Source organism: Actinosynnema sp. NPDC002837 (assembly GCF_040295345.1).
Classification (GTDB): Bacteria; Actinomycetota; Actinomycetes; order Mycobacteriales; family Pseudonocardiaceae; genus Actinosynnema.
Map to the genome: position 1 here is coordinate 20599 of NZ_JBEOVG010000080.1, position 21825 is coordinate 42423.

The 21825-nt window shown below is 71.5% G+C and carries 20 protein-coding genes; 8 read left to right on the forward strand and 12 right to left on the reverse strand.

The annotated features are described in order from the left end of the window. Positions 1 to 98 precede the first annotated feature (98 nt). Entirely contained in the window at positions 99 to 761 is a 663-nt protein-coding gene (locus tag ABTZ99_RS35265; protein ID WP_499617613.1) for a TetR/AcrR family transcriptional regulator, read from the reverse strand. A 94-nt stretch (positions 762 to 855) separates the two neighbouring features. Between ABTZ99_RS35265 and ABTZ99_RS35270 the strand changes: the two genes are divergently transcribed. Next, positions 856 to 1677, forward strand: coding sequence for an alpha/beta fold hydrolase (locus ABTZ99_RS35270; RefSeq protein ID WP_499617615.1), 822 nt, complete (start codon positions 856 to 858; stop codon positions 1675 to 1677). Here ABTZ99_RS35270 and ABTZ99_RS35275 read toward each other — a convergent pair. The 3 genes from ABTZ99_RS35275 to ABTZ99_RS35285 all read right to left on the reverse strand — a co-directional run bounded on the left by ABTZ99_RS35275 (position 1652) and on the right by ABTZ99_RS35285 (position 5072). Further along, positions 1652 to 2983 (reverse strand): DUF4153 domain-containing protein, encoded by a 1332-nt coding sequence (locus ABTZ99_RS35275; RefSeq protein WP_499617617.1) that lies wholly within the window; start codon positions 2981 to 2983, stop codon positions 1652 to 1654. The two genes, ABTZ99_RS35270 and ABTZ99_RS35275, sit on opposite strands and share 26 nt — an antisense overlap. A gap of 371 nt (positions 2984 to 3354) precedes the next feature. Next, entirely contained in the window at positions 3355 to 4401 is a 1047-nt protein-coding gene (locus ABTZ99_RS35280; RefSeq protein ID WP_498784626.1) for a HAMP domain-containing sensor histidine kinase, read from the reverse strand. After that, positions 4398 to 5072, reverse strand: coding sequence for a response regulator (locus ABTZ99_RS35285; protein ID WP_498784628.1), 675 nt, complete (start codon positions 5070 to 5072; stop codon positions 4398 to 4400). The genes ABTZ99_RS35280 and ABTZ99_RS35285 overlap by 4 nt, the downstream gene beginning before the upstream one ends. Before the next feature lie 162 nt (positions 5073 to 5234). Here ABTZ99_RS35285 and ABTZ99_RS35290 point away from each other — a divergent pair, with 162 nt between their 5' ends. Together ABTZ99_RS35290 and recD2 are read left to right on the forward strand one after the other, a co-directional pair. Further along, positions 5235 to 6107, forward strand: a complete 873-nt coding sequence (locus ABTZ99_RS35290; protein WP_499617619.1) for a hypothetical protein — start codon at positions 5235 to 5237, stop codon at positions 6105 to 6107. 36 nt (positions 6108 to 6143) lie between these two features. Continuing rightward, on the forward strand, positions 6144 to 8309 hold the full coding sequence (gene recD2 / locus ABTZ99_RS35295; RefSeq protein ID WP_499617621.1) for an SF1B family DNA helicase RecD2: 2166 nt from the start codon (positions 6144 to 6146) through the stop codon (positions 8307 to 8309). Between the two features lie 94 nt (positions 8310 to 8403). On the opposite strand, the gene ABTZ99_RS35300 is transcribed toward recD2, so the two are convergent. Together ABTZ99_RS35300 and ABTZ99_RS35305 are read right to left on the reverse strand one after the other, a co-directional pair. Continuing rightward, positions 8404 to 9216: a MerR family transcriptional regulator gene (locus ABTZ99_RS35300; protein ID WP_499617623.1), complete on the reverse strand. Its 813-nt coding sequence runs from the start codon at positions 9214 to 9216 to the stop codon at positions 8404 to 8406. Between the two features lie 66 nt (positions 9217 to 9282). Continuing rightward, on the reverse strand, positions 9283 to 9525 hold the full coding sequence (locus ABTZ99_RS35305; protein WP_498784637.1) for a DUF2630 family protein: 243 nt from the start codon (positions 9523 to 9525) through the stop codon (positions 9283 to 9285). Between the two features lie 153 nt (positions 9526 to 9678). Between ABTZ99_RS35305 and ABTZ99_RS35310 the strand changes: the two genes are divergently transcribed. Then, entirely contained in the window at positions 9679 to 11448 is a 1770-nt protein-coding gene (locus ABTZ99_RS35310; protein WP_498784639.1) for a M14 family zinc carboxypeptidase, read from the forward strand. A gap of 42 nt (positions 11449 to 11490) precedes the next feature. Here ABTZ99_RS35310 and ABTZ99_RS35315 read toward each other — a convergent pair whose 3' ends face one another. Both ABTZ99_RS35315 and ABTZ99_RS35320 read right to left on the reverse strand, forming a co-directional pair. After that, positions 11491 to 12249 (reverse strand): hypothetical protein, encoded by a 759-nt coding sequence (locus tag ABTZ99_RS35315; protein ID WP_498784641.1) that lies wholly within the window; start codon positions 12247 to 12249, stop codon positions 11491 to 11493. A 106-nt stretch (positions 12250 to 12355) separates the two neighbouring features. After that, a complete protein-coding gene (locus tag ABTZ99_RS35320; protein WP_499617626.1) occupies positions 12356 to 13984 on the reverse strand; it encodes a glycosyl hydrolase family 18 protein in 1629 nt (542 codons plus the stop codon). Between the two features lie 264 nt (positions 13985 to 14248). On the opposite strand from ABTZ99_RS35320, the gene ABTZ99_RS35325 reads away from it, so the two are divergent. After that, positions 14249 to 15355: a serine hydrolase domain-containing protein gene (locus tag ABTZ99_RS35325; protein ID WP_498784645.1), complete on the forward strand. Its 1107-nt coding sequence runs from the start codon at positions 14249 to 14251 to the stop codon at positions 15353 to 15355. Between the two features lie 50 nt (positions 15356 to 15405). Here the strand turns inward: ABTZ99_RS35325 and ABTZ99_RS35330 are convergent, their stop codons facing one another. Together ABTZ99_RS35330 and ABTZ99_RS35335 are read right to left on the reverse strand one after the other, a co-directional pair. Further along, the gene (locus tag ABTZ99_RS35330) at positions 15406 to 15900 is read right to left on the reverse strand and encodes a carboxymuconolactone decarboxylase family protein (protein ID WP_498784647.1); all 495 of its coding nucleotides are present in this window, start codon (positions 15898 to 15900) and stop codon (positions 15406 to 15408) included. Positions 15901 to 15931: 31 nt separating this feature from the next. Next, positions 15932 to 17122: a serine hydrolase domain-containing protein gene (locus tag ABTZ99_RS35335; RefSeq protein ID WP_499617628.1), complete on the reverse strand. Its 1191-nt coding sequence runs from the start codon at positions 17120 to 17122 to the stop codon at positions 15932 to 15934. Between the two features lie 141 nt (positions 17123 to 17263). Between ABTZ99_RS35335 and sigJ the strand changes: the two genes are divergently transcribed. Continuing rightward, positions 17264 to 18262 (forward strand): RNA polymerase sigma factor SigJ, encoded by a 999-nt coding sequence (gene sigJ / locus ABTZ99_RS35340; RefSeq protein WP_499617630.1) that lies wholly within the window; start codon positions 17264 to 17266, stop codon positions 18260 to 18262. 82 nt (positions 18263 to 18344) lie between these two features. On the opposite strand, the gene ABTZ99_RS35345 is transcribed toward sigJ, so the two are convergent. Continuing rightward, positions 18345 to 18809, reverse strand: coding sequence for a heme-degrading domain-containing protein (locus tag ABTZ99_RS35345; protein WP_498784653.1), 465 nt, complete (start codon positions 18807 to 18809; stop codon positions 18345 to 18347). Continuing rightward, positions 18806 to 19825, reverse strand: a complete 1020-nt coding sequence (locus tag ABTZ99_RS35350; RefSeq protein WP_499617632.1) for a Gfo/Idh/MocA family protein — start codon at positions 19823 to 19825, stop codon at positions 18806 to 18808. Before ABTZ99_RS35350 ends, ABTZ99_RS35345 begins: the two co-directional genes overlap by 4 nt. A gap of 53 nt (positions 19826 to 19878) precedes the next feature. Between ABTZ99_RS35350 and ABTZ99_RS35355 the strand changes: the two genes are divergently transcribed. Together ABTZ99_RS35355 and ABTZ99_RS35360 are read left to right on the forward strand one after the other, a co-directional pair. Further along, complete coding sequence (locus ABTZ99_RS35355; protein WP_498784657.1) at positions 19879 to 20919, forward strand: ROK family transcriptional regulator; 1041 nt, start codon at positions 19879 to 19881, stop codon at positions 20917 to 20919. 66 nt (positions 20920 to 20985) lie between these two features. Continuing rightward, complete coding sequence (locus tag ABTZ99_RS35360) at positions 20986 to 21735, forward strand: PP2C family protein-serine/threonine phosphatase (RefSeq protein ID WP_498784659.1); 750 nt, start codon at positions 20986 to 20988, stop codon at positions 21733 to 21735. The last annotated feature ends 90 nt before the right edge of the window (positions 21736 to 21825 follow it).

Consider the following 21825-nt stretch of genomic DNA (forward strand, 5'->3'; position numbering starts at 1 on the left):
AGTTTTCAAGCGTCGGGTTTCCAGGGGTTTCCAGCGACGTTCCGGGTTCGAGGGGTGTGCAGCGGCGTTCCGAGGTGCGTACCCACTGGTGCGCCGGTTCAGCCGTCCGAGCGAAATGTGGGACGTTCGCCACTCGCCGCTCCGCCCGTCGGCAGCAGGTGCGCGACCTGGCCGACGAACGCGACCAGCCGGTCCGGCGTGAACCGCTCCTGGTCGGTGATCACCAGCCGGCCGGCCATCTCGGCCAGCGCGAGCATGGTGTGGCCGAGCAGTTCGGCGTCCAGCCCGGTGCTGCCCAACGCCTTCAGCCCCAGCTCGGCCAGCGCGTTGACGTGCGCCAACACCTGCGCCCGCACGACGGCGACCTGCTGCCGGAACTCGACCGGCGTGCCCTCGGGCGGCAGCAGCACGAGCCGCCACCGCTGCGGTGACGCCACGACCGCGTTGATGAACGCGCGCACGGTGTCGGTGTAGACGTCCTCCGGCGAGCGGTCGCCGAAGTCCGCGGTCGGCATCGCGCCGAGCACCTGCGCGGTGGCCCGTTCGGCCTCGCGGTCCAGCAGCGCGGCGATCACCTCGGCCCGGTTCGCGTACAGCTCGTAGACCACCGGCTTGGTCACGCCCGACCGCCGGGCCACGGCCTCCATGGTCAGCGCGTCGAAACCGCCGCAGGCGATGAGGTCGAGCGCGCCGTCCAGCAACTGGTCGCGCCGCTGCCCCGGTGGCAGCCGGGGTGCGTACTTGCGGCGCGTTGTGCTCACCGCCCCATATTGCTACGGTGGCGTAGCTTTCACAAAGCTACGCAGGCGTAGTAAAGCGCTCTCGGAGGCAACGGTGATCGTGGAGTCCGGAGACGTGCGGCTCGCTGTGTTCGAGGAGGGGGACCGGTCCGCGCCGACCGTCGTCCTGGTGCACGGCTACCCGGACACGCACCGGGTGTGGGACGACCTCGTGCCGTTGCTGGCCGAGGAGTTCCACGTGGTCACGTACGACGTGCGCGGGGCGGGCGCGTCGTCCGCGCCACGCGGCCTGGCCGCCTACCGGCTGCCGGAGCTGGCGCGCGACCTGTTCGCGGTGATCGCGGCGGTCAGCCCGGACGCGCCGGTGCACGTCGTCGGGCACGACTGGGGTTCGATCCAGTCGTGGGAGGCGGTCACCACGCCCGGCGCGCCGATCGCCTCGTACACGTCGATCTCGGGGCCCTGCCTGGACCACGTCGGCCACTGGATGCGCCGCCGGCCCACCGGCAGGCACCTCAAGCAGCTGCTGCACTCGTGGTACATCCTGGTGTTCCACCTGCCGTTCGTCGCGCCGTTGTTGTGGAAGCACGTGATCGGCCCGCGTTGGCAGGCGATCGCGCACCGCCTGGAGGGCGTGACGCCGCACGTGTCGCCGACCATCGTGCGCGACGGCGAGCGGGGCATCGCGTTGTACCGGGCCAACTTCGTGCCGCGGCTGCGCTCACCCCGCGCGCGGCGGACCGAGGTGCCGGTGCAGGTGGTGCAGCCGTTGCGGGACAAGTACGTCACCGCCGGCGTGAGCGAGGACGTGGAGCGGTGGGCGTCGGACGTGCGGCGGCGTGCGATCGACGCCGGGCACTGGGTGCAGATCACCCACGCCGACGAGGTGGCGCGCCTGGTGACCGACCACATCACGGCTCACAGTCGCCCTGTTTGAGCTGCGGGAGCACGTCCCGGGCCTGCTGACGGCCGAGGTTCCACGAGCGCCAGTCGTCGTTGTCCACGTAGTAGAACTGCAGGGCGCAGGCGCGCAGGTCGGCCGGGAGTTCGGCGAGGGCGGGCACCACGTCGGGGGAGAGCCGGGCGAGGTACCGGATGTCGATCTTCTGGGTGGCCTGGTAGCGGTCGACGTTGCGCTCGGCGATGAACCGCTCCGGGTTGAGCGCGGCGAGCCCGACCAGCGCGGCGAACCCCGTGCCCAGGACGGCGCGGGCCAGCCACGCGGCTTCGAGCTTCACCCCGGCCGCCAGGACCAGCAGGTAGACGACGCCGAGCCACAGTTCGCAGGCGGAGACGAGGACCCGCAGCACGGTGAAGCCGTAGGCCTGCTGGTAGAGCCACATGCGGGCGAGGGCGGAGGCGACGATCACCAGCGTGAGCACGCTGAGCGAGCCGAGCAGGCCGCGCAGCCAGCGGCGGTCGGTCGGTGAGTCGAGCCGGGCCAGGCGTGCGACGACCGCGATCACGCCGAGGGTGAGCACGGTGACGGCGAGCAGCTGCCAGAAGCCGCTGCGGGCGTAGTCGGCGTAGGTGAGGTCGGGGGTGACGAGGACGTGCTCGTCGCCGGCGAAGAGAGTGTTGATCTGGACGGCCACGAACGCGGCGAAGAGCAGCACCAACGCGCCGACGGGCAGCACCCAGTCACGTCGCGCGACCGTGCGGGGCAGGTCGCCCCGCTCGTCCGGTTGCCGTGGGGAGACGAGGAGGTAGGCCGCGCCGACCGTGCCGAGGCCGACGGCCAGGAACAGCACGATCGGTTGGCCGGAGGACTCGTCGGGGGTGACCGAGTTGAGGATTGCCGCGAACTGGGCGTCGGCGCCGGCGAGGAGCGGGACGAACACCAGCAGGAGGGCGGCGGTCACCAGGACCGGGCGGGCCAGGCGAGGCGTGCCGACTTCTTTGACGCCTCTCGCGACCCACGGCAGGGCCCTGATCGCGGCGACCGGCACCGCGGCCGAGCCGAACACGAGGCCGCGCGCGGTCCACCCCCCGGCGATCGCGAGCGACCCGGCGGCGCAGCCGGCGATGGCGCAGAGCGTGAAGAGCCAGGGGGCGGAGATGAACGCGCCCACGCCGAAGAGTGCGACGGAGAGGACGGCCCAGCCCGGTTTGACCTTGCGCAGCAGGGCGAAGACGAGGATCGCGGTCAGGGACCAGCCGAGGCCGGGTTTGTCGAGGGGCAGCAGGACGGCCGCGCCCAGGCCGGCTGCGGCGCCGGTGAGAAGTACGCGGTTCGGGGTCATGGTGTGGGGCCTCCAGGGCGTGCGTCATTGCCCCGCGGGTTCGGGGTTCGAGGTTCGGGGTTTGTGGCGGGGGTGAAGGGACTTAAAAGATTTAAAGAGTCCTCGCCGGACGGGCAGATCAGCAGGATGACGGGCCGGTGGGTGGTTCGGCGCCGGGTCCGTTGTTGGTCGGGTTTCGTGTCATCCCACCGACCTCCCTACGGGCTACCACACGTATCAAGGGGGGCGACATCAGTGGACGGTGCGGGCATCGGTGAACAGCGCCCCCCTTGACACGCGCGGTAGGGCGGAGCCAGGTCGGCGGGATGACACGAAGCCCTTCTGTTGGGGAAAGGCGTGTCAGTGGACGGGTGGGGGTGAAGGGCTGAGGGTCAGGTGGGGGAGGTGGTTGCTTGAGCTGGTGGGCAGGTGGCGGGGAGGGTGGCGCGGATTCGGCAGCCGGAGCCGTCGACCACGGCGATGGTGCCGCCGTGCAGGTCCACTACCCAGCGCGCGATGTTGAGCCCCAGGCCGGTGCCGCCGCCGCCCGCTCGTTCGCCTCTCGTGAAGCGTTCGAAGACCCGTTCGCGGTCCTGTGGGGCGATGCCCGGGCCGTCGTCGGCGACTTCCAGCACCAAGTCGGCGCCCACGGTGGCCGAGACCCTCACCTCGCCGCCGGCCGGGCCGTGGCGGACGGCGTTGTCCAGCAGGTTGGCGACGACTTGGGCCAGCCGTGCCTCGTCGGCGTAGACGGTGGCTGATGGTGGTGAGACGTCGACGGTGAACCGCACCCCTCGAGCGGCTACCGAAGCCTCGGCGACGACCTCCATCAGCAACGGTTCCAAGGCGAATTCGGCCTTGTCCAACTTGTGCGCCCCGGCGTCGATCCGGGACAGGTCCAGCAGTTCGGTCACCAGGCGGCCGAGTCGTTCGGTCTGCGCCAGAGCCGTTCGCATCGTTGCCGCGTCCGGCTGCGCCACGCCGTCGACGACGTTCTCCAGCACGTTCTGCAAAGCGGTGATCGGGGTCTTCAACTCGTGCGAGACGTTCGCGATCAGCTCACGCCGCTGCTGGTCCGCCGCACCGAGGTCGGCCGCCATCTGGTTGAACGCACCGGCCAGCTCGCCGACCTCGTCACGCGCCGTCGCACGCACCCGTTGGCTGTAGTCACCGGCCCGCATCGCCCGCACCGCCGCCGTCATCTCCCGCAACGGGCGCGTCATCCCGTGCGCGAGGATCTGCGACGTGACCAGGACGATCGCGATCGTGCCGAACGTGGTGCCCGGCGCCAGCCACTGGATGCGGTACCAGAAGTAGGTGAACCCGGCCGCCATCGCGGACACCAGCAGGATCCCGAGCTTCAACTTGATCGACCGCACCGGGTCCAACGGGCGCGGCAGCAGTTCCAGGGTCGTGTCGAACGCCGACCGCAAGGTCACCGCGGCACCTCCAACGCGTACCCGATCCCGTGCACGGTCCGGATCAGGTCCGTGCCCAGCTTCCGCCGCAACGCCTTGATGTGGCTGTCGACCGTGCGCGTGCCCGTGCCGTCGGCCCAGCCCCACACCTCGCTGAGCAGCCGCTCCCGCGACTGCACGGCCCGCGGCCGTTCGGCGAGGTGCACCAGCAGCTCGAACTCGGTCGGCGTCAGGTGCGCCTCCGCCCCCGCGCGCACGACCCGCCGCTCGGCCAGGTCGATCTCCAGGTCGGCCACGGTGATCCGGTGCGCCGCCGCCGACGCCGCCCGCTCCACCCGTCGCAGCAACGCGTGCACGCGCGCGGCCAGCTCGCGGATCGAGAAGGGCTTGGTCAGGTAGTCGTCCGCGCCGACCGCGAGGCCGACCAGCAGGTCCGTCTCGTCGCCCCGGGCGGTCAGCATGAGCACCGGCACGGGGCGCTCGGCCTGGATCCGCCGGCACACCTCCAGCCCGTCGAACCCCGGCAGCATCACGTCCAGCACGACGAGGTCGGGCCGCACGTCACGGGCACGCGAGACGGCCGACGGGCCGTCGTGCGCCAGCTCGACCTCGAACCCCTCGGCCCGCAGCCTCGCGGCCACGGACTCGGCGATGGTGAGGTCGTCCTCGACCACCAGAATCCGGCGTGTCATGCGGCCGACTCTATGTGGAAGCCGTGGAGGTGACCGGCGCGACTTGTGAACGTCCTGTGGAGACCGCGCTGGGGTGGGTAGAGGGCCGAACGGGGGATTCTGGGAGCGCTCCCAGTCGCTGGTTGGTCAGCTGGTGGCGGGCGGGACTCAGGAGGACTGGTCATGCGACGGACGTGGGGCGCTGTGCCGGCGCTCGTTTCGGTGATCTCGGCAGTGCCGGCGGCGGCCGGGACCGGGTACGTGGAACTCGCCGTGCTGCCCGGCGGCACGACGGGGTCGGCGGTCGACGTGAACGACTCCGGCGTGGTCGTCGGTCGCTCCACCAACGCGGAGGGCAGGTCGCGGCCGGTGCGCTGGGACGCCGGAGGCCGGCTCACCGAGCTGACGCCGCCGGCGGGCGCCACTCCCGGGAAGGTCTTCGGGGTCGACGCGGACGGCGCGGCGTACGGCAACACCAGCACGGCCGACCGCAACTCGCAGGCGACCCGGTGGAACCCGGACGGCTCCACGACCGTCTTCGACATCCCGCCCGGCGACACCTGCAGCTTCGCCGTCGCGGTGAACGACAGCGGCACGGTCGTCGGTTACAGCGGCGACTACGCCACCGGCGTCCGCCGTGCCGTCCGGTGGGATCGCGACGGGACGGCCACCGCCCTGCCGGGCCTCGCACCGGCGACCGAGGCGACCGCGATCGACGAGGCGGGCGCCATCGCGGGCACCGCCACCACGGCCGACGACCTCGTCCACTACGTCCGGTGGGACGACGGGGCGCTCACCGTCCTGGGCGTGGTGCCCGACGCCACGTACTCCTCCGTGGCGGACGTGAACGGGCGGTACGTCGTCGCGGAGCTCAACGACCGCGGCGCGGCCGCCGGCACGGCGATCAGCCGGTACAACCGGCCGATCCGCTGGTCGCCGTCGGGTGAGGTGGCGCTGCTGCCGGTGCCGTCCGGGACCTACGACTTCGCCCAGGGCATCAACGACCGCGGCGTGGTCGTGGGCGAGTACGGGGGCCGGCCGGTGCTCTGGCCCTGATCGCCGGCCGTCGGTGGCACGTCCTAGGGTGACCCGGTGGCTGACGCGGTCCTGGAAGCGGTGCTGGAGCGGATCACGTTCGCCAACGAGGAGACCGGCTACACGGTCGCCCGCGTCGACCCCGGCCGCGGCGGCGACCTGGTCACCGTGGTCGGGTCGCTGCTCGGCGCGCAGCCGGGTGAGTCGATCCGGATGCGCGGTCGGTGGGGCTCGCACCCGCAGTACGGCAAGCAGTTCGTGGTCGAGGACTACACGACCGTGCTGCCGGCCACGATCCAGGGCATCCGCCGCTACCTCGGCTCCGGCCTGATCAAGGGCATCGGACCGGTGCTGGCCGACCGGATCGTCACGCACTTCGGCGTGGACGCGCTGGAGGTCATCGAGCACGAGCCGCAGCGCCTGATCGAGGTGCCCAAGCTCGGTCCCAAGCGCACCAAGCTGATCGCCGACGCGTGGGAGGAGCAGAAGGCGATCAAGGAGGTCATGGTCTTCCTCCAGGGCGTCGGCGTGTCGACGTCCCTGGCCGTGCGGATCTACAAGCAGTACCACGACAAGGCGATCGAGGTCGTCCGCGAGGAGCCCTACCGGCTGGCCAACGACGTGTGGGGCATCGGGTTCCGCACCGCCGACCTGATCGCGAAGGCCGTCGGCATCCCGCACGACAGCCCGCAGCGGGTGAAGGCCGGGCTGCAGTTCACGCTGTCCGAGGCGACCAACGACGGCAACTGCTACCTGCCCGAGAACGAGCTCATCGGTGACGCGATCAAGATCCTCCAGGTCGACGCGGGCCTGGTGATCGAGTGCCTGGCCGAGCTGGTGGCGGAGGAGGGCGTGGTCCGCGAGGTCATGCCGGACGGCGAGCCGGGCATCTACCTGGTGGCGTTTTACCGGGCGGAGATCTCGTTGGCGAGCCAGCTGCTTCGGCTGCTCAGGACCGACGAGGAGCGGATGCCGGCGTTCCAGCAGGTCGACTGGGAGCGCGCGTTCGGGTGGCTCGGGGCGTCGCTGGAGGACAAGCAGCGCGACGCGGTCCGGTTGGCGTTGAGCCGGAAGGTGGCCGTGCTGACGGGTGGTCCGGGGTGCGGCAAGAGCTTCACCGTGCGGTCGATCGTGAAGCTGGCGGTGGCCAAGGGCGCGAAGGTGGTGCTGGCCGCGCCGACCGGCCGGGCGGCCAAGCGGCTGACCGAGCTGACCGGGCACGAGGCGCGCACCGTGCACCGGCTGCTGGAGCTCAAGCCCGGCGGTGACGCGGCCTACGACCGCGACCGGCCGCTCGACGCGGACCTGGTGGTCGTGGACGAGGCGTCGATGCTGGACCTGCTCCTGGCGAACAAGCTGGTCAAGGCCGTCGCGCCGGGCGCGCACCTGCTCCTGGTCGGCGACGTGGACCAGTTGCCGTCCGTCGGCGCGGGCGAGGTGCTGCGGGACGTGCTGTCCGCCGAGAGCCCCATCCCGAACGTCCGGCTCACGCACATCTTCCGGCAGGCGCAGCAGTCCGGCGTGGTGACCAACGCGCACCGGATCAACAACGGCGACTACCCCGTCGTGCAGGGGATGCCGGACTTCTTCCTGTTCCCGGTGGAGGAGGCGGAGGAGGCGGCGGCGCTGGTGGTCGACGTCGTCGCCAACCGCATCCCGCGCAAGTTCGGCCTCAAACCGCGCACGGACGTGCAGGTGCTCGCGCCGATGCACCGGGGCCCGGCGGGCGCGGGCGGGCTGAACGCGTTGCTGCAGGAGGCCCTGACACCGTCCACACCGGACCTGCCGGAACGCCGGTTCGGCGGCCGGGTGTTCCGGGTCGGCGACAAGGTCACGCAGATGCGCAACAACTACGACAAGAACGTCTTCAACGGCACGCTCGGCATCGTCACGGCGATCGACGTGGTGGAGCAGAAGCTGACCGTGCGGACCGACGAGGACGAGGACGTCGACTACGAGTTCGGCGAGCTGGACGAGCTGACCCACGCCTACGCCATGACGATCCACCGCTCGCAGGGCAGCGAGTACCCGTGCGTGGTCATCCCGATCACGACCAGCGCGTGGATGATGCTGCAGCGCAACCTGCTCTACACGGCGGTCACGCGGGCGAAGAAGCTGGTCGTGCTGGTCGGGTCGCGCAAGGCGATCGGGCAGGCGGTCCGCACGGTGGGCGCGGGTCGTCGGCACACGGCGCTGGACCACCGGCTGGCGCGGCTGGTGTGAGGCGGCCGGCCCGGAGCGGCGCCGCACGCCGCGGTGCAGGCGGGAGGCGAGGACCGCGCGGGTGGGCGGGTTCCCGCGCGGTCGGGCCGGGTCGTCAGCGCATCGGGAAGGCGATGTCGCAGACCTCGTCGTCGGGGCCGGCGGCGTCGAAGTCCGTGAAGTAGACCTCGCGGGGCGCGTCGTGGACCTCGAAGCCGTTCTCCTTGATCCACGCGGCGACGGCGTCGTAGGCCGACAGGATCTGCGGGAAGACCACCTGCGCCTTGGTCAGCCGCGCGTACGCCTCCCGGTGCGCGGGCTCCACCCGGGCGGCCGACCCGGTCGGCGGCTCGGCCGCGCCGATCGGCACGCACGACTCGACCGGGCCGTCGCTGTCGTCGTTCACCTCGCCGTGGTAGATCACGAACGTCGGGCCGGACACGCCGCCGAAGGCCTCGGCCGCCTGGTGCAGCCGTCCCAGCGAGTCGCCGATCCACGGCGCCAGCGCCGGTTGCAGCACGTGCCGCTGCTCGGTCAAGACCACCTGTTCGGGTACTTCTCGCTGCTTGACCTCGTACATCTCCACCAAACCCCTTCCTCCGGACAACACGACGCGGAGGTGGGCGGCCAGGCCTCGCTGCACGGCCATCCGGTGCTCGACCTCGGCCCAGTACGCGGCGAGCAGGTCGGCGCGCTCGTCCTCGGGCGCGGCGACGATCCGGGCCACGACCGCGAGCGGCATGTCCAGCCTGCGCAGCAACGCCACCAGGCGGGCCGGGACGAGCTGGTCCTCCCGGTAGCGCCGGTAGCCGTTGCCCGCCTCGACCACGGCCGGCCGGAGCAGGCCCTGGCGTTCGTACAACCGCAGTGCCTTCACCGACAGCCGCGACCGGCGGGCGAACTCGCCGATCCCCAGTAGCCGTGCCACCGCCACATCCTCCATGGCGACGACCCTGCGGGCTGCCCCAAGGGACGAGTCAACGCCCGCCGCCGACTACTGGCGGTAACCCTCCACGGTGCGGGGGTCGCGGGGCTCGGCGCCGTCCGGGTCCATGCCCGCCGCCCGGCGCGCGCGGCGTTGGCGCAGGAGGTCCCAGGTCTGGTCCAGGGCCACTTCGAGGTCGCGCAGCCGTCGGGCGTCGCCCTCGCTCAGGCCCTCGCCGATCCGCGATCCCTCCAACCGGTGCTCTTCCTCGACCAGTCGGGTGATCCGCTCGACCAGTTCTTCGTCCGTCACGACTCCTCCTCCATCCGGACCAAGCGCCGGGGTACCTCACCCGCTTCCGTCAAAACCCCTTGTCATCACGCTGAGCAATGGCCGATTGGCGGGTGTGCAAGGGGGTGGTCCGTCCCTCATCCTCCTGCTCAACCCTGCCTAGGAGGAACAACCGTGAAGTCGACCAGACGTTCACTGCTGACACTGGCCGTGGCCGGTGTCGCGGCGGCGGCGGTGGTCACCGGGGGCGTGCCCGGAACCGCCGGTCCCGCACCCGAGACCGTCGCCGTCCAAGCCGGTCCGACCTACGTCTACAAGGTCCACGCGCCGCTCGGCGCCGCCGCCCAGAACCTGCTCGGGCGCGGCTTCGACGTGCTGGAGGACCGTGACGGCGACTACCTGTTCGTGCTCGGTGACGCGAGCACCGGCGGCGGCCTGAAGCAGGCCGGTTTCACCGCCGTCATCGACGAGGTGCTGCCCGCGCCCGAGTGGCAGCCACCCGCGAAGAAGTCGCAGTCCCCGACGTTCGACGCCGCCGACATCAACGAGACCTACTACGGCGGCTACCGCACGATCAACGCCCACTGGTCGCACCTGGACCTGGTCGGGCAGCAGTACCCCGCGCTGACCACGCTGGTCGACTACGGCGACTCGTGGAAGAAGACGCAGGGCGCCGGCGGCTACGACCTGCGCGCCATCTGCATCACCAAGAAGAACGCGGGCGACTGCGCGCTGAACCCGTCCGCGCCGAAGCCCCGCTTCTTCGTGATGGGCCAGCTGCACGCCCGCGAGCTGACCACCGGTGACACGGCGTGGAAGTGGATCGACCACCTGACCACCGGTTACGGGGTCGACGCGGAGGTCACCGCGCTGCTGGACACGACCGAGGTGTGGGTCGTGCCGATCGCGAACCCGGACGGCGTGAACATCGTGCAGCAGGGCGGCAACTCGCCGCGCTACCAGCGCAAGAACGCCAACACCACGAACGGGTCGAACTGCTCCGGCACGTCGTCGTCGCAGATCGGCATCGACCTCAACCGCAACACCGACTCGCACTGGGGCGGCGCGGGCACGTCGTCCAACCCGTGCGACCAAACCTACAAGGGGCCGTCGGCGAACTCCGAGGTCGAGACGAGGGCGTTGCAGGCGCTGTGGCGCAACCTGTACCGCGACCGCCGCGGCACCGGCACCACCGACGCCGCGCCCGCCGACACGACCGGTGTCGTGATCTCCATGCACAGCTACTCGAACCTGGTGCTGTTCCCGTGGGGCTGGACGACGCAGTACAAGACGGGCAACGACGCGCCGATGCGGGCCATGGCGAAGGACATGGCGACGTTGGCCGGCGGGTGGCAGTACGGGCAGCCGGGCGAGGTGCTCTACAACGCGGCCGGCGCGACGGACGACTGGGTGTACGACGACCTGGGCGTGGCGTCGTTCGTGTGGGAGATCGGGCCGTCGTCGGGGTCGTGCTCCGGGTTCTTCCCGACGTACTCCTGCCAGGCGTCGACGTTCTGGCCGAAGACGAAGCCGATGCTGATGTACGCGGCCAAGAAGGCGGCCAACCCCTACGGCGGTGGCGGCAACCCGCCGGTCGGGTGCGCCAAGTCGACCAACGACGCCGACGTCGCCATCCCGGACAACGGGGCGGCGGTCACCAGCACGATCACCATCGCCGGCTGCGAGGGCACCGCTTCGGCGACGTCGCAGGTGGAGGTGCACATCGTGCACACCTACCGGGGTGACCTGGTGATCGACCTGGTCGCGCCGGACGGCACGGCGTACCGCCTGAAGGCGTCGAACAACGACTCGGGCGACAACATCGACACCACGTACACCGCGAACGTCTCGTCGGAGGCGCGCAACGGCGCGTGGCAGCTCCGCGTCCAGGACGTGTACTCGGCCGACACCGGGTACATCAACTCGTGGAGCCTGACCGTCTAGTCACCGGTCCGGGGCCCGCTTGCTTCCGGCACGCGGGCCCCGTCACGGCCCGGGCTCGGGCGCGCTCAGCGCCTCCCGCAGCGCGTCCTTGATGTACCGATCGGCTTTGGCCAGGAGGAAGTCGTGCAGGTGAGCGGGGGGAAGCCCGTCCGCGACCGCTCCCCTGGGGTAGGAGTGCAACGGTTTGCCGCCGACGTCGATCGTCTCCGTGCCCCGGCGCCCGCCGGACATCCAGTCCAGTTCGAGCCGCCACCGCACCTCGCCCGCCGAGCTGCGGCCCACGACGGAGAACCTCTCGGGGTCACCGGCCGTGACGGTGAACGGGAACTTCCCGCTCCACCCGCCACACGGCTCGACCTCGAGCTTCCGGCCGGGGGCGAGGACCACCTGGAAGTCACGCGTGTGCATCCGTGTCGACGCGAGCACGGGATCGACCTTCGGCACCGCGTACGCGGTACGTGGCTCCCTGTCGGTCACCACGACCGCCCGCAGCGCCAGGAGGATGACCGCCTGGGACCCTCGCCCTTCGACGTAGAACAGGAGCTCGTCGTCCACGTTGAGTAGCCGTGGGCGCTTCCCGTCCAGGACGACGAGGTCGTACTCGTCGGCCCAAAGGCGTGGAGAGTCGTGGAAGGCGGTGATGATCAGCGGTGTTCCGATCGCCGCGACGTCCTGGGGGACGTTGATGGTGACATCACCGTGGATCGCTCCCGCCTGGATCACGTGCCCTGCCGCACCCGAGAGGTGGTTGGCCACCCCCTGAGCCTGAACCCCGTCCGGCTCGTCGGTCCTGTCGTCCACGTCGCGCCTCCCCTCCCGAGAATTCATTCAACCGCGTTGGGGCGGGGAACGGCGAAGGGCCCTGCGGGGGAGACGCCCGCAGGGCCCTTCGGGTGGTGCAGGGTGCTTACTTCAGGCCGTTGCCCATCGCGGTGATGAGCTCGCCGTTGGCCGTGTCACCGTCGAGCGCCCAGAAGAACGCGCCGCCGAGGCCCTGGTTCTTGGTGTAGGTCATCTTGCCGCCGATGGTGGCCGGGGTGTCGTAGCTCCACCACTGGTCGCCGCAGTGCGCGTACGCCGTGCCCGCGACGGTGCCGTTGGCCGGGCACTTGGTCTTGAGGACCTTGTAGTCCTCGATGCCCGCCTCGTAGGTGCCCGGCGCCGCGCCGGTCGCCGTGCCGCCCGGGGCGGACTGGGTGACGCCGGACCAGCCGCGGCCGTAGAAGCCGATGCCCAGCAGCAGCTTGGCCGCCGGCACGCCCTTGCTCTTCAGCTTCTGGATCGCCGCGTCGGAGTTGAAGCCCGCCTGCGGGATGCCGGTGTAGGACGTCAACGGCGAGTGCGGAGCCGTCGGGCCCTTGGCGTTGAACGCGCCGAAGTAGTCGTAGGTCATGACGTTGTACCAGTCGAGGTACTGCGCCGCGCCGCCGTAGTCCGCGGCGTCGATCTTGCCGCCGTTGGACCCGTCCGCCGTGATGGCGGCCGTGACGAGGTAGTTGGCGCCGAAGCGGGTGCGCAGGGCCTGGGAGACCGTCTTCATCGAGCTGAAGCCGGAGGTGTCGCAGGTCAGGCCGCAGGCGTTCGGGTACTCCCAGTCGATGTCGATGCCGTCGAACACGTCCGCCCAGCGCGGGTCCTCGACCAGCCGGTGGCACGACTCGGCGAACGCGGCCGGGTTCTGCGCCGCCTGGCCGAAGCCGCCGGACCAGGTCCAACCGCCGAACGACCACAGCACCTTGATGTGCGGGTACATCTTCTTCAGCTTGCGCAGCTGGTTGAACGAACCGCGCAGGGCGCCGGTGTCCCACGTGTCGGCGACGCCGTCGACGGAGTTCGCCGCGGTGTAGGCCATGTCGTAGTCGGCGTAGGCGTCACCGATGGTGCACTGGCCGTTCTGCACGTTGCCGAACGCGTAGTTGATGTGCGTCAGCTTCGCGGCCGAGCCGGAGGTGTGGATGTTCTTCACGAAGTACTGGCGGCCGTAGACGCCCCACTGGGTGAAGTAGCCCAGGTTCTTCCGCGAGCCGACCGGCGGGTTCGACGTGGTCGTCGTCGGACCCGTGGTGGTGGTCGTCGTGGTCGTAGTAGTCGTGGTGGTGGTGGTCGTGGTCGTCGTCGGGTTGGTCCCGCCGGCGTCGCACGACGCGCCGTTCAGCTTGCAGTTGGCTGGCCCGCTGAACGTGCCGGAGTAGGTCACGTTGAAGCCGAAGCTCACCGTGCCGCCGACGCCCACGCTGCCGTTCCACGTGTTCTTCACGGTCACGTGCTGGCCGCTGACGGTGTGCGAGCCGTCCCACAGGGAGCTGACCCGGTGGCCGGTGGGCAGGTCGAACTCGACCGTCCACGACGTCAGGGCCGCCGTGGAGCCGTTGCGGATCGTGTACTTGCCCTCGTAGCCGGTGCCCCAGTCCGAGCCCTTGCTGAAGGTGGCCGAGACGCCGCCCGCACCGCTGGCCGCGGGCGCGACGACCAGCCCCACCACCAACGTGGCGACCGCCACGAACAACGCTGTGACATGCCATCGGATCTTGGACATCGTGCTCCTTGTCAGGAAAGGAGTGCAGGGTTGACCCACGATGTGGTTCAGACCACTTCACGGTCAAGGTCTAGACCATTGGCGTCACTCGAACGGACTAGTGGTAACCCGTTCGGAACCGGTTCCGAAGACGCCCGACCACTAAGGGTGGACGAGCCTAAAGTCTGATGCGCTCCCAGACCAGGGACCGACGTGGGAACCCCGCCGGACGGCCAGACTCGAACCCGCCGAAGGGGTCGGCGACGTGACTGAGGGAGGAACGCGTTGACGGGCAAGAGGGGTATCGCGTTAGCCGCCGTCGTGGGGTTGGCGGTCGTGGGGATCGGGGGGACGGCGGTGGCCGAGCCGGCCGACCGGGGGAGCCGGATCGACCGGCAGGTCGTGCAGCGGGCGTTGGACGCCATGGCGCGCACCGGGGGCCAGGGCGTCCAGGTCCGCGTCAGCGACGGGCGGCACGAGTTCACCGCCCGCGCCGGCACGGCGGAGGTCGACTCGCCGCGCCCGGTGCCGACCGACGGCCGGTTCCGGGTCGGCAGCATCACCAAGACGTTCGTGTCGACCGTCGTGCTCCAGCTGGTCGGCGAGGGCGAGATCGAGCTCGACGCGCCGGTGCACCGGTACCTGCCCGGCCTGCTGCCGGACGGTGACCGGATCACCGTGCGGCACCTGCTGCAGCACACCAGCGGGCTCTACAACTACACGTCCGCGCTGCCGCCCGGCCCGGACGGGGCGCTGGCCATCCGGTACAAGACGTGGACGCCCGCGGAGCTGCTCGCGATGTCGACGTCGCGGCCGCTGGACTTCCAGCCCGGCACGAGCTGGAAGTACTCGAACACCAACTACGTCGTCGCCGGGATGCTGGTGGAGAAGGTCACCGGCCGGCCGTACGGGGTGGCGGTGCAGCAGCGCGTGCTGCGTCCGCTGGGCCTGCGGTCGACGTACGTGCCGGGCAACCGCACCGACATCCCCGGCCCGCACGCCCACGGCTACATCAGGGCAGGCGGGCAGGTCGTCGACATCACCGAGTTCAACCCGTCGGTGGCGTACGCCGCGGGCGAGATGATCTCCACGACGGCCGACCTCGACCGGTTCCTGGACGCGCTGCTGGACGGCCGCCTGCTCCGGCCGGCGCAGCAGCGGGAGCTGACCGCGACGCTGCCGATCGCCGGCGGCTACGCGTTGGGCATCGAGAAGACCGACCTGGACTGCGGCGTGGCGGTCTGGGGCCACGGCGGCGGCATCCCGGGCTACAACAGCCTGGTGATCAGCACGGCGGACACGAAGACCCGCATGACGGCCTCGCTGACCTCCGCGCCGGACCCGGGCCAGATCGAGGGTTACGACGAGCTGCTGAACGAGGTGTTCTGCTGACGCGGTGAGGCGGTGGGGCGTCCGGTCGGGCGCCCCACCGCCCGGCGGGCTCAGTCCCGCCACTGCTGCGCGGGCGCGACGCCCGGCAGCGGCTTGCCGATGAGGGCCACCGGGATGAAGAAGCAGATCTGGCCGATCGCCATGGTCAACGTGGCCAGCGCCTTGTCGTCGTAGTGGGCGGACGCCTGGGCGTACAGGTCGTCGGTGACGCGCTCGCCGTGCGGGTTGGGGGTGAGCACCGCCTCGACGAGGGCCAGCGCGGCCCGTTCGGCGGCGGTGAAGTGGGGCGCGTCCGGCCAGGACGCGACGGCGGTGATGCGCTCTTCCGACACACCCGCCTTGCGGAGGTTGCCGGTGTGCAGGGTGGTCAGGTAGGTGTTGCCGACGAGCTGCCCCGCGCGCAGGTGCACCAGGCTGATGGTGGTCGGCGGGACCGAGCCGTTGCCGACGGCCTGGAACATGATCTTGGCGAGCTCCCCGAGCTCGGGCACGAGCACGGCGGGGTTGGGCAGACGGGACTGGAGCGAGTCCTGGATGGCGGTCATCGTGGAGGTGTCCTCTCGGATTTCGTCGTCTTCACCGCACTGACGCGTCGCGAGGCGCGGACGTGACCGCGCGGTGGACGGCGGCGGCCAGCCGGTCGTGCTCGGGGTAGGACCAGTCGAAGGCGAAGCGGCGGCGGGTGTAGCCGAACGCGATGCCGCCGAGGGGGTCGGCGAACGACTCCGCGCCCGCGGACCCGTTGTGGCCGAACGCCTTCGCGCTCAGGAACGGGTAGCGCAGGCCCTTCGCCTGGAACCCGAGGGCGTACTGCCCCGCCTCGCCGGTGACGAGGTCGCGACCCGTGGAGTGGAGCATGGCGAACTCGTCGAGCGTGTCGGGCTCGAGCAACGGCGCGCGACCGTCCAGGCCGAACACCGCCGCGGCGTACATCCCGGCCAACGCGCGGGCGTTGCCGACGCCGCCGGCGGACGCCTGGCCGAGCGCGCGCACCCGCCGGGTGTTGAGGAACGCCACCTGGTCCAGCGGCGGGGTGGAGTTCAGGCCGTAGCCGATGCCGGTGATGCTGTGCGGTCCCGGGACGTCCGCCCAGAACGCGGCCAGCTCCGCCGGGCTCGCCGATCCCGGCCGCACCTCCCGGAACCGGTCCTCCAGCGCCTCCGGCAGCCCCAGGTGCAGGTCCAGCCCGTGGGGCGCCCGCACCCGCTCCTCGAACCACGCCTGGAGCGACCGGCCCGTGGCCCGGCGGACGACCTCGCCCACGATCGCGAACGTCACGAACCCGCCGTAGCCGTAGGCCGAGCCGGGCCGCCAGTACGGCCGCTGCCCGGCCAGCCGCCGGGCGATCACCTCGTCGTCCGCGAGCTCCTCGGCGGTGAGGCCGCCGTCGACGCCGATCACGCCGGAACGGTGGGTGAGCACGTCCCGCAGCGTGATCCGGCCCTTGCCCGCGGCGGCGAACTCCGGCCAGTGGTGCGCGACGGGCCGGTCCAGCTCCAGCGCGCCGTCCTGCACGAGCAGCGCCACCGCCAACGTCGCGGCGCCCTTGGTCGCGGAGTAGACGCCGGTCAGGGTGTCGCCGGTCACCGCGTCGCCGGTCCCTTGGTCCCCGCTGCTGCCGTCGCCGGACCACAGGTCCACCACCAGGCGACCGTGCGCGTAGACCGCCAACTGGGCGCCGGCCCCGGGGTCGACCGCGTCGGCGAACTCCTCGCGCACGCCCTCGAAACCCTCGGCTACCGTGCCTCGTACCTCGATGTCCCTCATCGTCCGGTCCGCTCCGATCGTCGTGTCACCGCTTCGTCGCGGCCATGACGCGGCGGTGGCCGGGAACGTGACCGGACCGCGCCGGTCACATCGCGGGCGTCGCGTTCGTCATCGGTTCGACCGCCGACCCGAGAGGTGACCATGAACGACAGCGACTTCCTGGCCCGGCGCTTCGAGGAGCACCGCGGGCACCTGAAAGCGGTGGCCTACCGGATGCTCGGCTCGCTGACCGAGGCCGACGACGCCGTCCAGGAGGCCTGGCTGCGGCTGGCCCGCTCCGAGGCCGAGGACATCGACAACCTCGGCGGCTGGCTCACCACGGTCGTCGGCCGGGTCTGCCTCGACCTGCTGCGCTCACGCCGGCAGCGCCGGGAGGATCCGCTCGACGACCGCCTGCCCGACCCGGTCGTCACCGACGAGGTCGCCGACCCCGAGCACCAGGTGCTGGTGGCCGACTCGGTGGGCCTGGCGCTGCTGGTGGTGCTGGAATCGCTCAACCCCGCCGAACGGCTGGCGTTCGTCCTGCACGACCTGTTCGGCCTGCCGTTCGAGGAGATCGCCCCGATCCTGGACCGCACGCCGGTCGCGGCCAGGAAGCTGGCCAGCCGGGCCCGGCAGCGCGTCCAGGGCGCGGCGCCCGCGCCGGACCCCGACCCGGCCGCCCAACGCCGCGTCGTCGACGCCTTCCTCACCGCCGCGCGCGGCGGGGACCTCACGGCCCTGCTCGCCGTCCTGGACCCCGACGTCACCCTGCGCGCGGACGGCGGCAAGGCGCTCGCCGGCATGCGGGTCCTGCACGGCGCCGAGGCCGTCGCCGGGCAGCTCGACACGTTCCACCGCATGGCCACCCTCGCGACCGCGCGTCCCGCGCTGGTCAACGGCTCGGCCGGGCTGGTCAACACCATCGACGGCGAGCTGTTCTCGATCATGGGCTTCACCGTGGCCGACGGGCGGATCGTCGAGATCGACATCCTGTCCGACCCCGACCGGCTGGCCGGCTTCGACCTCGACGGCGTCCTCGGCACGGACCCCGACGGCACGGACCCCGACGGCACGGACCCGGACGGCACGGACCCGGACGGCACGGACCCGGACGGCACGGACCCCGACGGCACGGACCCCGACGGCACGGGGAAGTGACGCCCGACGGCCCGTCCGGGGGCAGGACGGGCCGTCGGGTGGGGAAGAGCGCGGCGACCGGGCGGCGCCGCCGCGCCCTGGTCTACCCGGTGGTGGCCAGGAACTTCTCCACCTGCTCCACGACGAACGCGTGGTCCTCGGCCTGGGGCAGGCCGGACACGCCGACGGTGCCGACCAGGCCGACACCGGCCACGTTCACCGGGAACACGCCGCCGTGCGCGGCGTAGCGGTCGGGGTCGAGGCGTGAGTCCGCTTCGAACGTCTTGCCGCTCGCCCGGAAGGCCTCGCCGACCCGGTAGGAGCTCTGCCCGTAGCGGTCCACCACGCGGCTCTTGCGGTCGATCCACTCGTCGTTGTCCGCCGACGTGCCCGCCAGCGCCGCGTGGAACAGGCGCTGCTGCCCCCGGCGCACCGAGATCGTCACCGGCAGCGACCGCTCCCGCGCGGCGGCCAGCAGGAACGCGCCCAGCGCCAGCGCCACGTCGTTGTCGAACGACGTGAACACCAGTCGCGACTCCTGCTCGGCCAACGTCTCCAGCAAGCTCACAGCGACACCACCTGTCCGGTCCGGGCGGAGGCGAACGCCGCCTCGATGACGTCCAGCGCGCGCACGGCGGACTCCGGCTCGACCGGCAGCGGGCCGCCTTCGGTCAGCGCGGCCACCAGCAGCCGGTAGAACTCGGAGTAGGCGCCGGGCAGGCCGACGACCTCCTCCGCGTCGTCCAGCACGCCCAACCGGCCATTTGTCGACAAATCTTCAAACGGCTTGCCGGCGTCCAGGGCGTCCTCCTGGCGGTCGAGGCCGTGCGAGACGTACGCGCCCGCCGAGCCCAGCACGCGGAACCGCGGCCCGTGGTCCGGCGCGGCGGAACTGGCCCAAAGGTGTGAACGCACCCCGTTCGCGTGCGTCAACGCCACGAACACGTCGTCGTCCACCTCGACGCCCGGCCGCCGCAGGTCCACTTCCGCGTACACGGTCGACACCGGGCCGAACAGCTCCAACGCCTGGTCGACCAGGTGCGCGCCCAGGTCGTACAGCAGCCCGCCCGCCTCCTCGGGCGCGCCGAACTCGCGCCAGTTGTCCCACACCTCCGGCACCCACCGCTCGAACCGCGACTCGAACCGCGTCACCGCGCCCAGCGCGCCCTCGGCCAGCAGCGACCGGAGCGTGCGGAAGTCGCTGTCCCACCGCCGGTTCTGGAACACCGTCACCGGCACGTCCCGGTCCCGCGCCGCCTGGAGCACCAGGCGCGCGTCCGCCGAGGTCGGCGCGAACGGCTTGTCCACCACGACCGGGATGCCTGCCTCGATCGCCGCCATCGCCAGCGGCACGTGGGTGCGGTTCGGGGTGGCGACCACGACCAGGTCCAGGTCGAGCGCGAACAGCTCCTCCACCGTGCCCGGCAGCGCGACGCCGGGGTGGGTGGCCTCGGCGTGCGCCCGGCGGGTGGCGTCCGAGGTGACGACGGCGCTCAGCTCCAGGCCGGGCGTCGACGCGATGAGCGGTGCGTGGAACACGCGGCCGGCGATGCCGTAGCCGAGCAGTCCGGTGCGAAGAGACATGGCAGTGATTAAAGCAACGGCGTGTAGTAAACGCCAGGTGCGATGATGGACCCGTGGCCAACTTGCGCTTCCTGCGGGGGTACAACGACGCGGTGGTGCTCGGCTTGGCCAGATCCGGCGCGGTGACCAGGGTCGAGCTGGCCGACCGCAGCGGGCTCACGCCGCAGGCGGTGTCCAAGGTGGTGAGCAGGCTCATCGACGACGGCCTGCTGGTCGAGTCCGGCACGCGCAACGTGGGCGTCGGCAAGCCGCGCACCCTGCTCAAGCTCGTCGCCGACAGCAGGCTCGCGCTCGGCGCGCAGGTCGAGCGCGACGAGCTGCGCGTCGTGCTGACCGACCTCGCGGGCACCGTGCTCGACCGCGCGGTCGCGCCGCTGCCGCGCGACTTCGACCCGCCGACGTTCGTGGCGGAACTGCACCGGCTGGTCGACGGCCTGCGCAGCGAACGGCTCCTCGGGGTGGGCATCGGGTTCGTCGGCCCGCTGGACCACCGCACGGGCGTGGTGCACTACCCGACCGGTCTGTCCGAGTGGCAGGACGTGCCGCTGCGCGCGTTGGCCGAACGGCGGCTCGGCCTGCCGGTCGTGCTCGACAAGGACACCAACACGGCGGTCGTGGCCGAGGCGTGGCGGCGCGGCGAGGAGCTGCGGGACGCGGTGCTCGTGCTCGTCGGCACGGGTCTGGGCATCGGCATGCTGCTCGACGGCCGCGTGCACCGGGGCGTGCGCACCAACGCGGGGGAGTACGGGCACACCACCATCCAGCTCGACGGCCCGCCGTGCGTGTGCGGGCGCAGCGGGTGCATCGAGGCGCTGCACAACCTCGCCGCCGCCCGGGGCGACCTGGTCGAGGCCACGTCCGTGGTCGGCGTCGCGGTGGCGGACCTGGTGCAGCTGCTCGACATCGACCACGTGGTGCTGGCCGGTCGCGCGGTGCTCGCCGAACCCGCCGCCTACCTGGACGGCGTGCGCGCCAGGCTGCCCAAGGACGAGTGGCTGCCGGTGGACGTGTCGATCACCCCGTTGGGTGAAGACGTGGTCGCGGCAGGGGCGGCGATGCTCCTGCTGAGCGAGTTCTACGGCCGTCCTCGCTGACCAGAGCCGGCCGGATTTGGACATGCCCTGCTCACGGGCACCCGTGCGGGTGATTCACTGTGCGGCATGTATGCGCTCCGGTACGCCGTCGGCACCGACCCCGGCCTGCGCCGTGAAGCGAACGAGGACTCCGTGTACTTCAGCGAACGCCTGTTCGCCGTCGCCGACGGCATGGGCGGGCACGCGTACGGCGAAGTGGCGAGTTCGATCGCGGTGGCGGTGCTGGCCGACCTCGACGTGGACGCCGACGACCCACTCGGCGAGCTGGCCGGCGCGGCGCGGGAGATCGCGATCCGGCTGACCGACCTGGCCGAGGAGAACTTCGACATGCGCGGCATGGGCACCACGCTCACCGCGCTGCTGTGGGACGGCGAGCGCTTCGCGGTCGGGCACATCGGCGACTCGCGCTGCTACGTCGTCCGCGAGGGCGAGCTGACCCAGGTCACCCGCGACCACACCATGGTCCAGGCGCTGGTGGACGACGGGCGGATGGCCGCCGAGCAGGCCGCCGAGCACCCCGGCCGGTCCATGCTCATGCGCGCGTTGCAGGCGGGCAGCGCGCACGACCCGGACCTGTTCTTCCAGGACGTCGAGGCGGGCGACCGGTACCTGATCTGCTCGGACGGGCTGTCGGACGTGGTGGGCCCGGCGCGGATCGCCGAGCTGCTGGCCGCGTCCGCGGACGGTGACGAGGCCGTGCGGACGCTGATCGAGGCGGCCAACGCGGGCGGCGGGCCGGACAACATCACCTGCGTCGTGGTGGACGTGCTGCCGGCGGGCAACTCGTCGTGGCTGCCGAAGTGGCTGACGCGCTAGCGCCTGTTTCACAAGTCTCGTTCGATGAGAGTCGCGCCTGAGGTGGTTCCCGGCGGTGCGGCCGAATGGGCCGCATACCGCTGTTGTATG

Excerpts from the sequence above, each read along its gene's own strand:
- ABTZ99_RS35275 (WP_499617617.1), bottom strand. The coding sequence starts at position 2,983 with ATGACCCCGAACCGCGTACTTCTCACCGGCGCCGCAGCCGGCCTGGGC.
- ABTZ99_RS35285 (WP_498784628.1), bottom strand. The coding sequence starts at position 5,072 with ATGACACGCCGGATTCTGGTGGTCGAGGACGACCTCACCATCGCCGAG.
- ABTZ99_RS35290 (WP_499617619.1), top strand. The coding sequence starts at position 5,235 with ATGCGACGGACGTGGGGCGCTGTGCCGGCGCTCGTTTCGGTGATCTCG.
- ABTZ99_RS35320 (WP_499617626.1), bottom strand. The coding sequence starts at position 13,984 with ATGTCCAAGATCCGATGGCATGTCACAGCGTTGTTCGTGGCGGTCGCC.
- ABTZ99_RS35330 (WP_498784647.1), bottom strand. The coding sequence starts at position 15,900 with ATGACCGCCATCCAGGACTCGCTCCAGTCCCGTCTGCCCAACCCCGCC.
- ABTZ99_RS35335 (WP_499617628.1), bottom strand. The coding sequence starts at position 17,122 with ATGAGGGACATCGAGGTACGAGGCACGGTAGCCGAGGGTTTCGAGGGC.
- sigJ (WP_499617630.1), top strand. The coding sequence starts at position 17,264 with ATGAACGACAGCGACTTCCTGGCCCGGCGCTTCGAGGAGCACCGCGGG.
- ABTZ99_RS35350 (WP_499617632.1), bottom strand. The coding sequence starts at position 19,825 with ATGTCTCTTCGCACCGGACTGCTCGGCTACGGCATCGCCGGCCGCGTG.
- ABTZ99_RS35360 (WP_498784659.1), top strand. The coding sequence starts at position 20,986 with ATGTATGCGCTCCGGTACGCCGTCGGCACCGACCCCGGCCTGCGCCGT.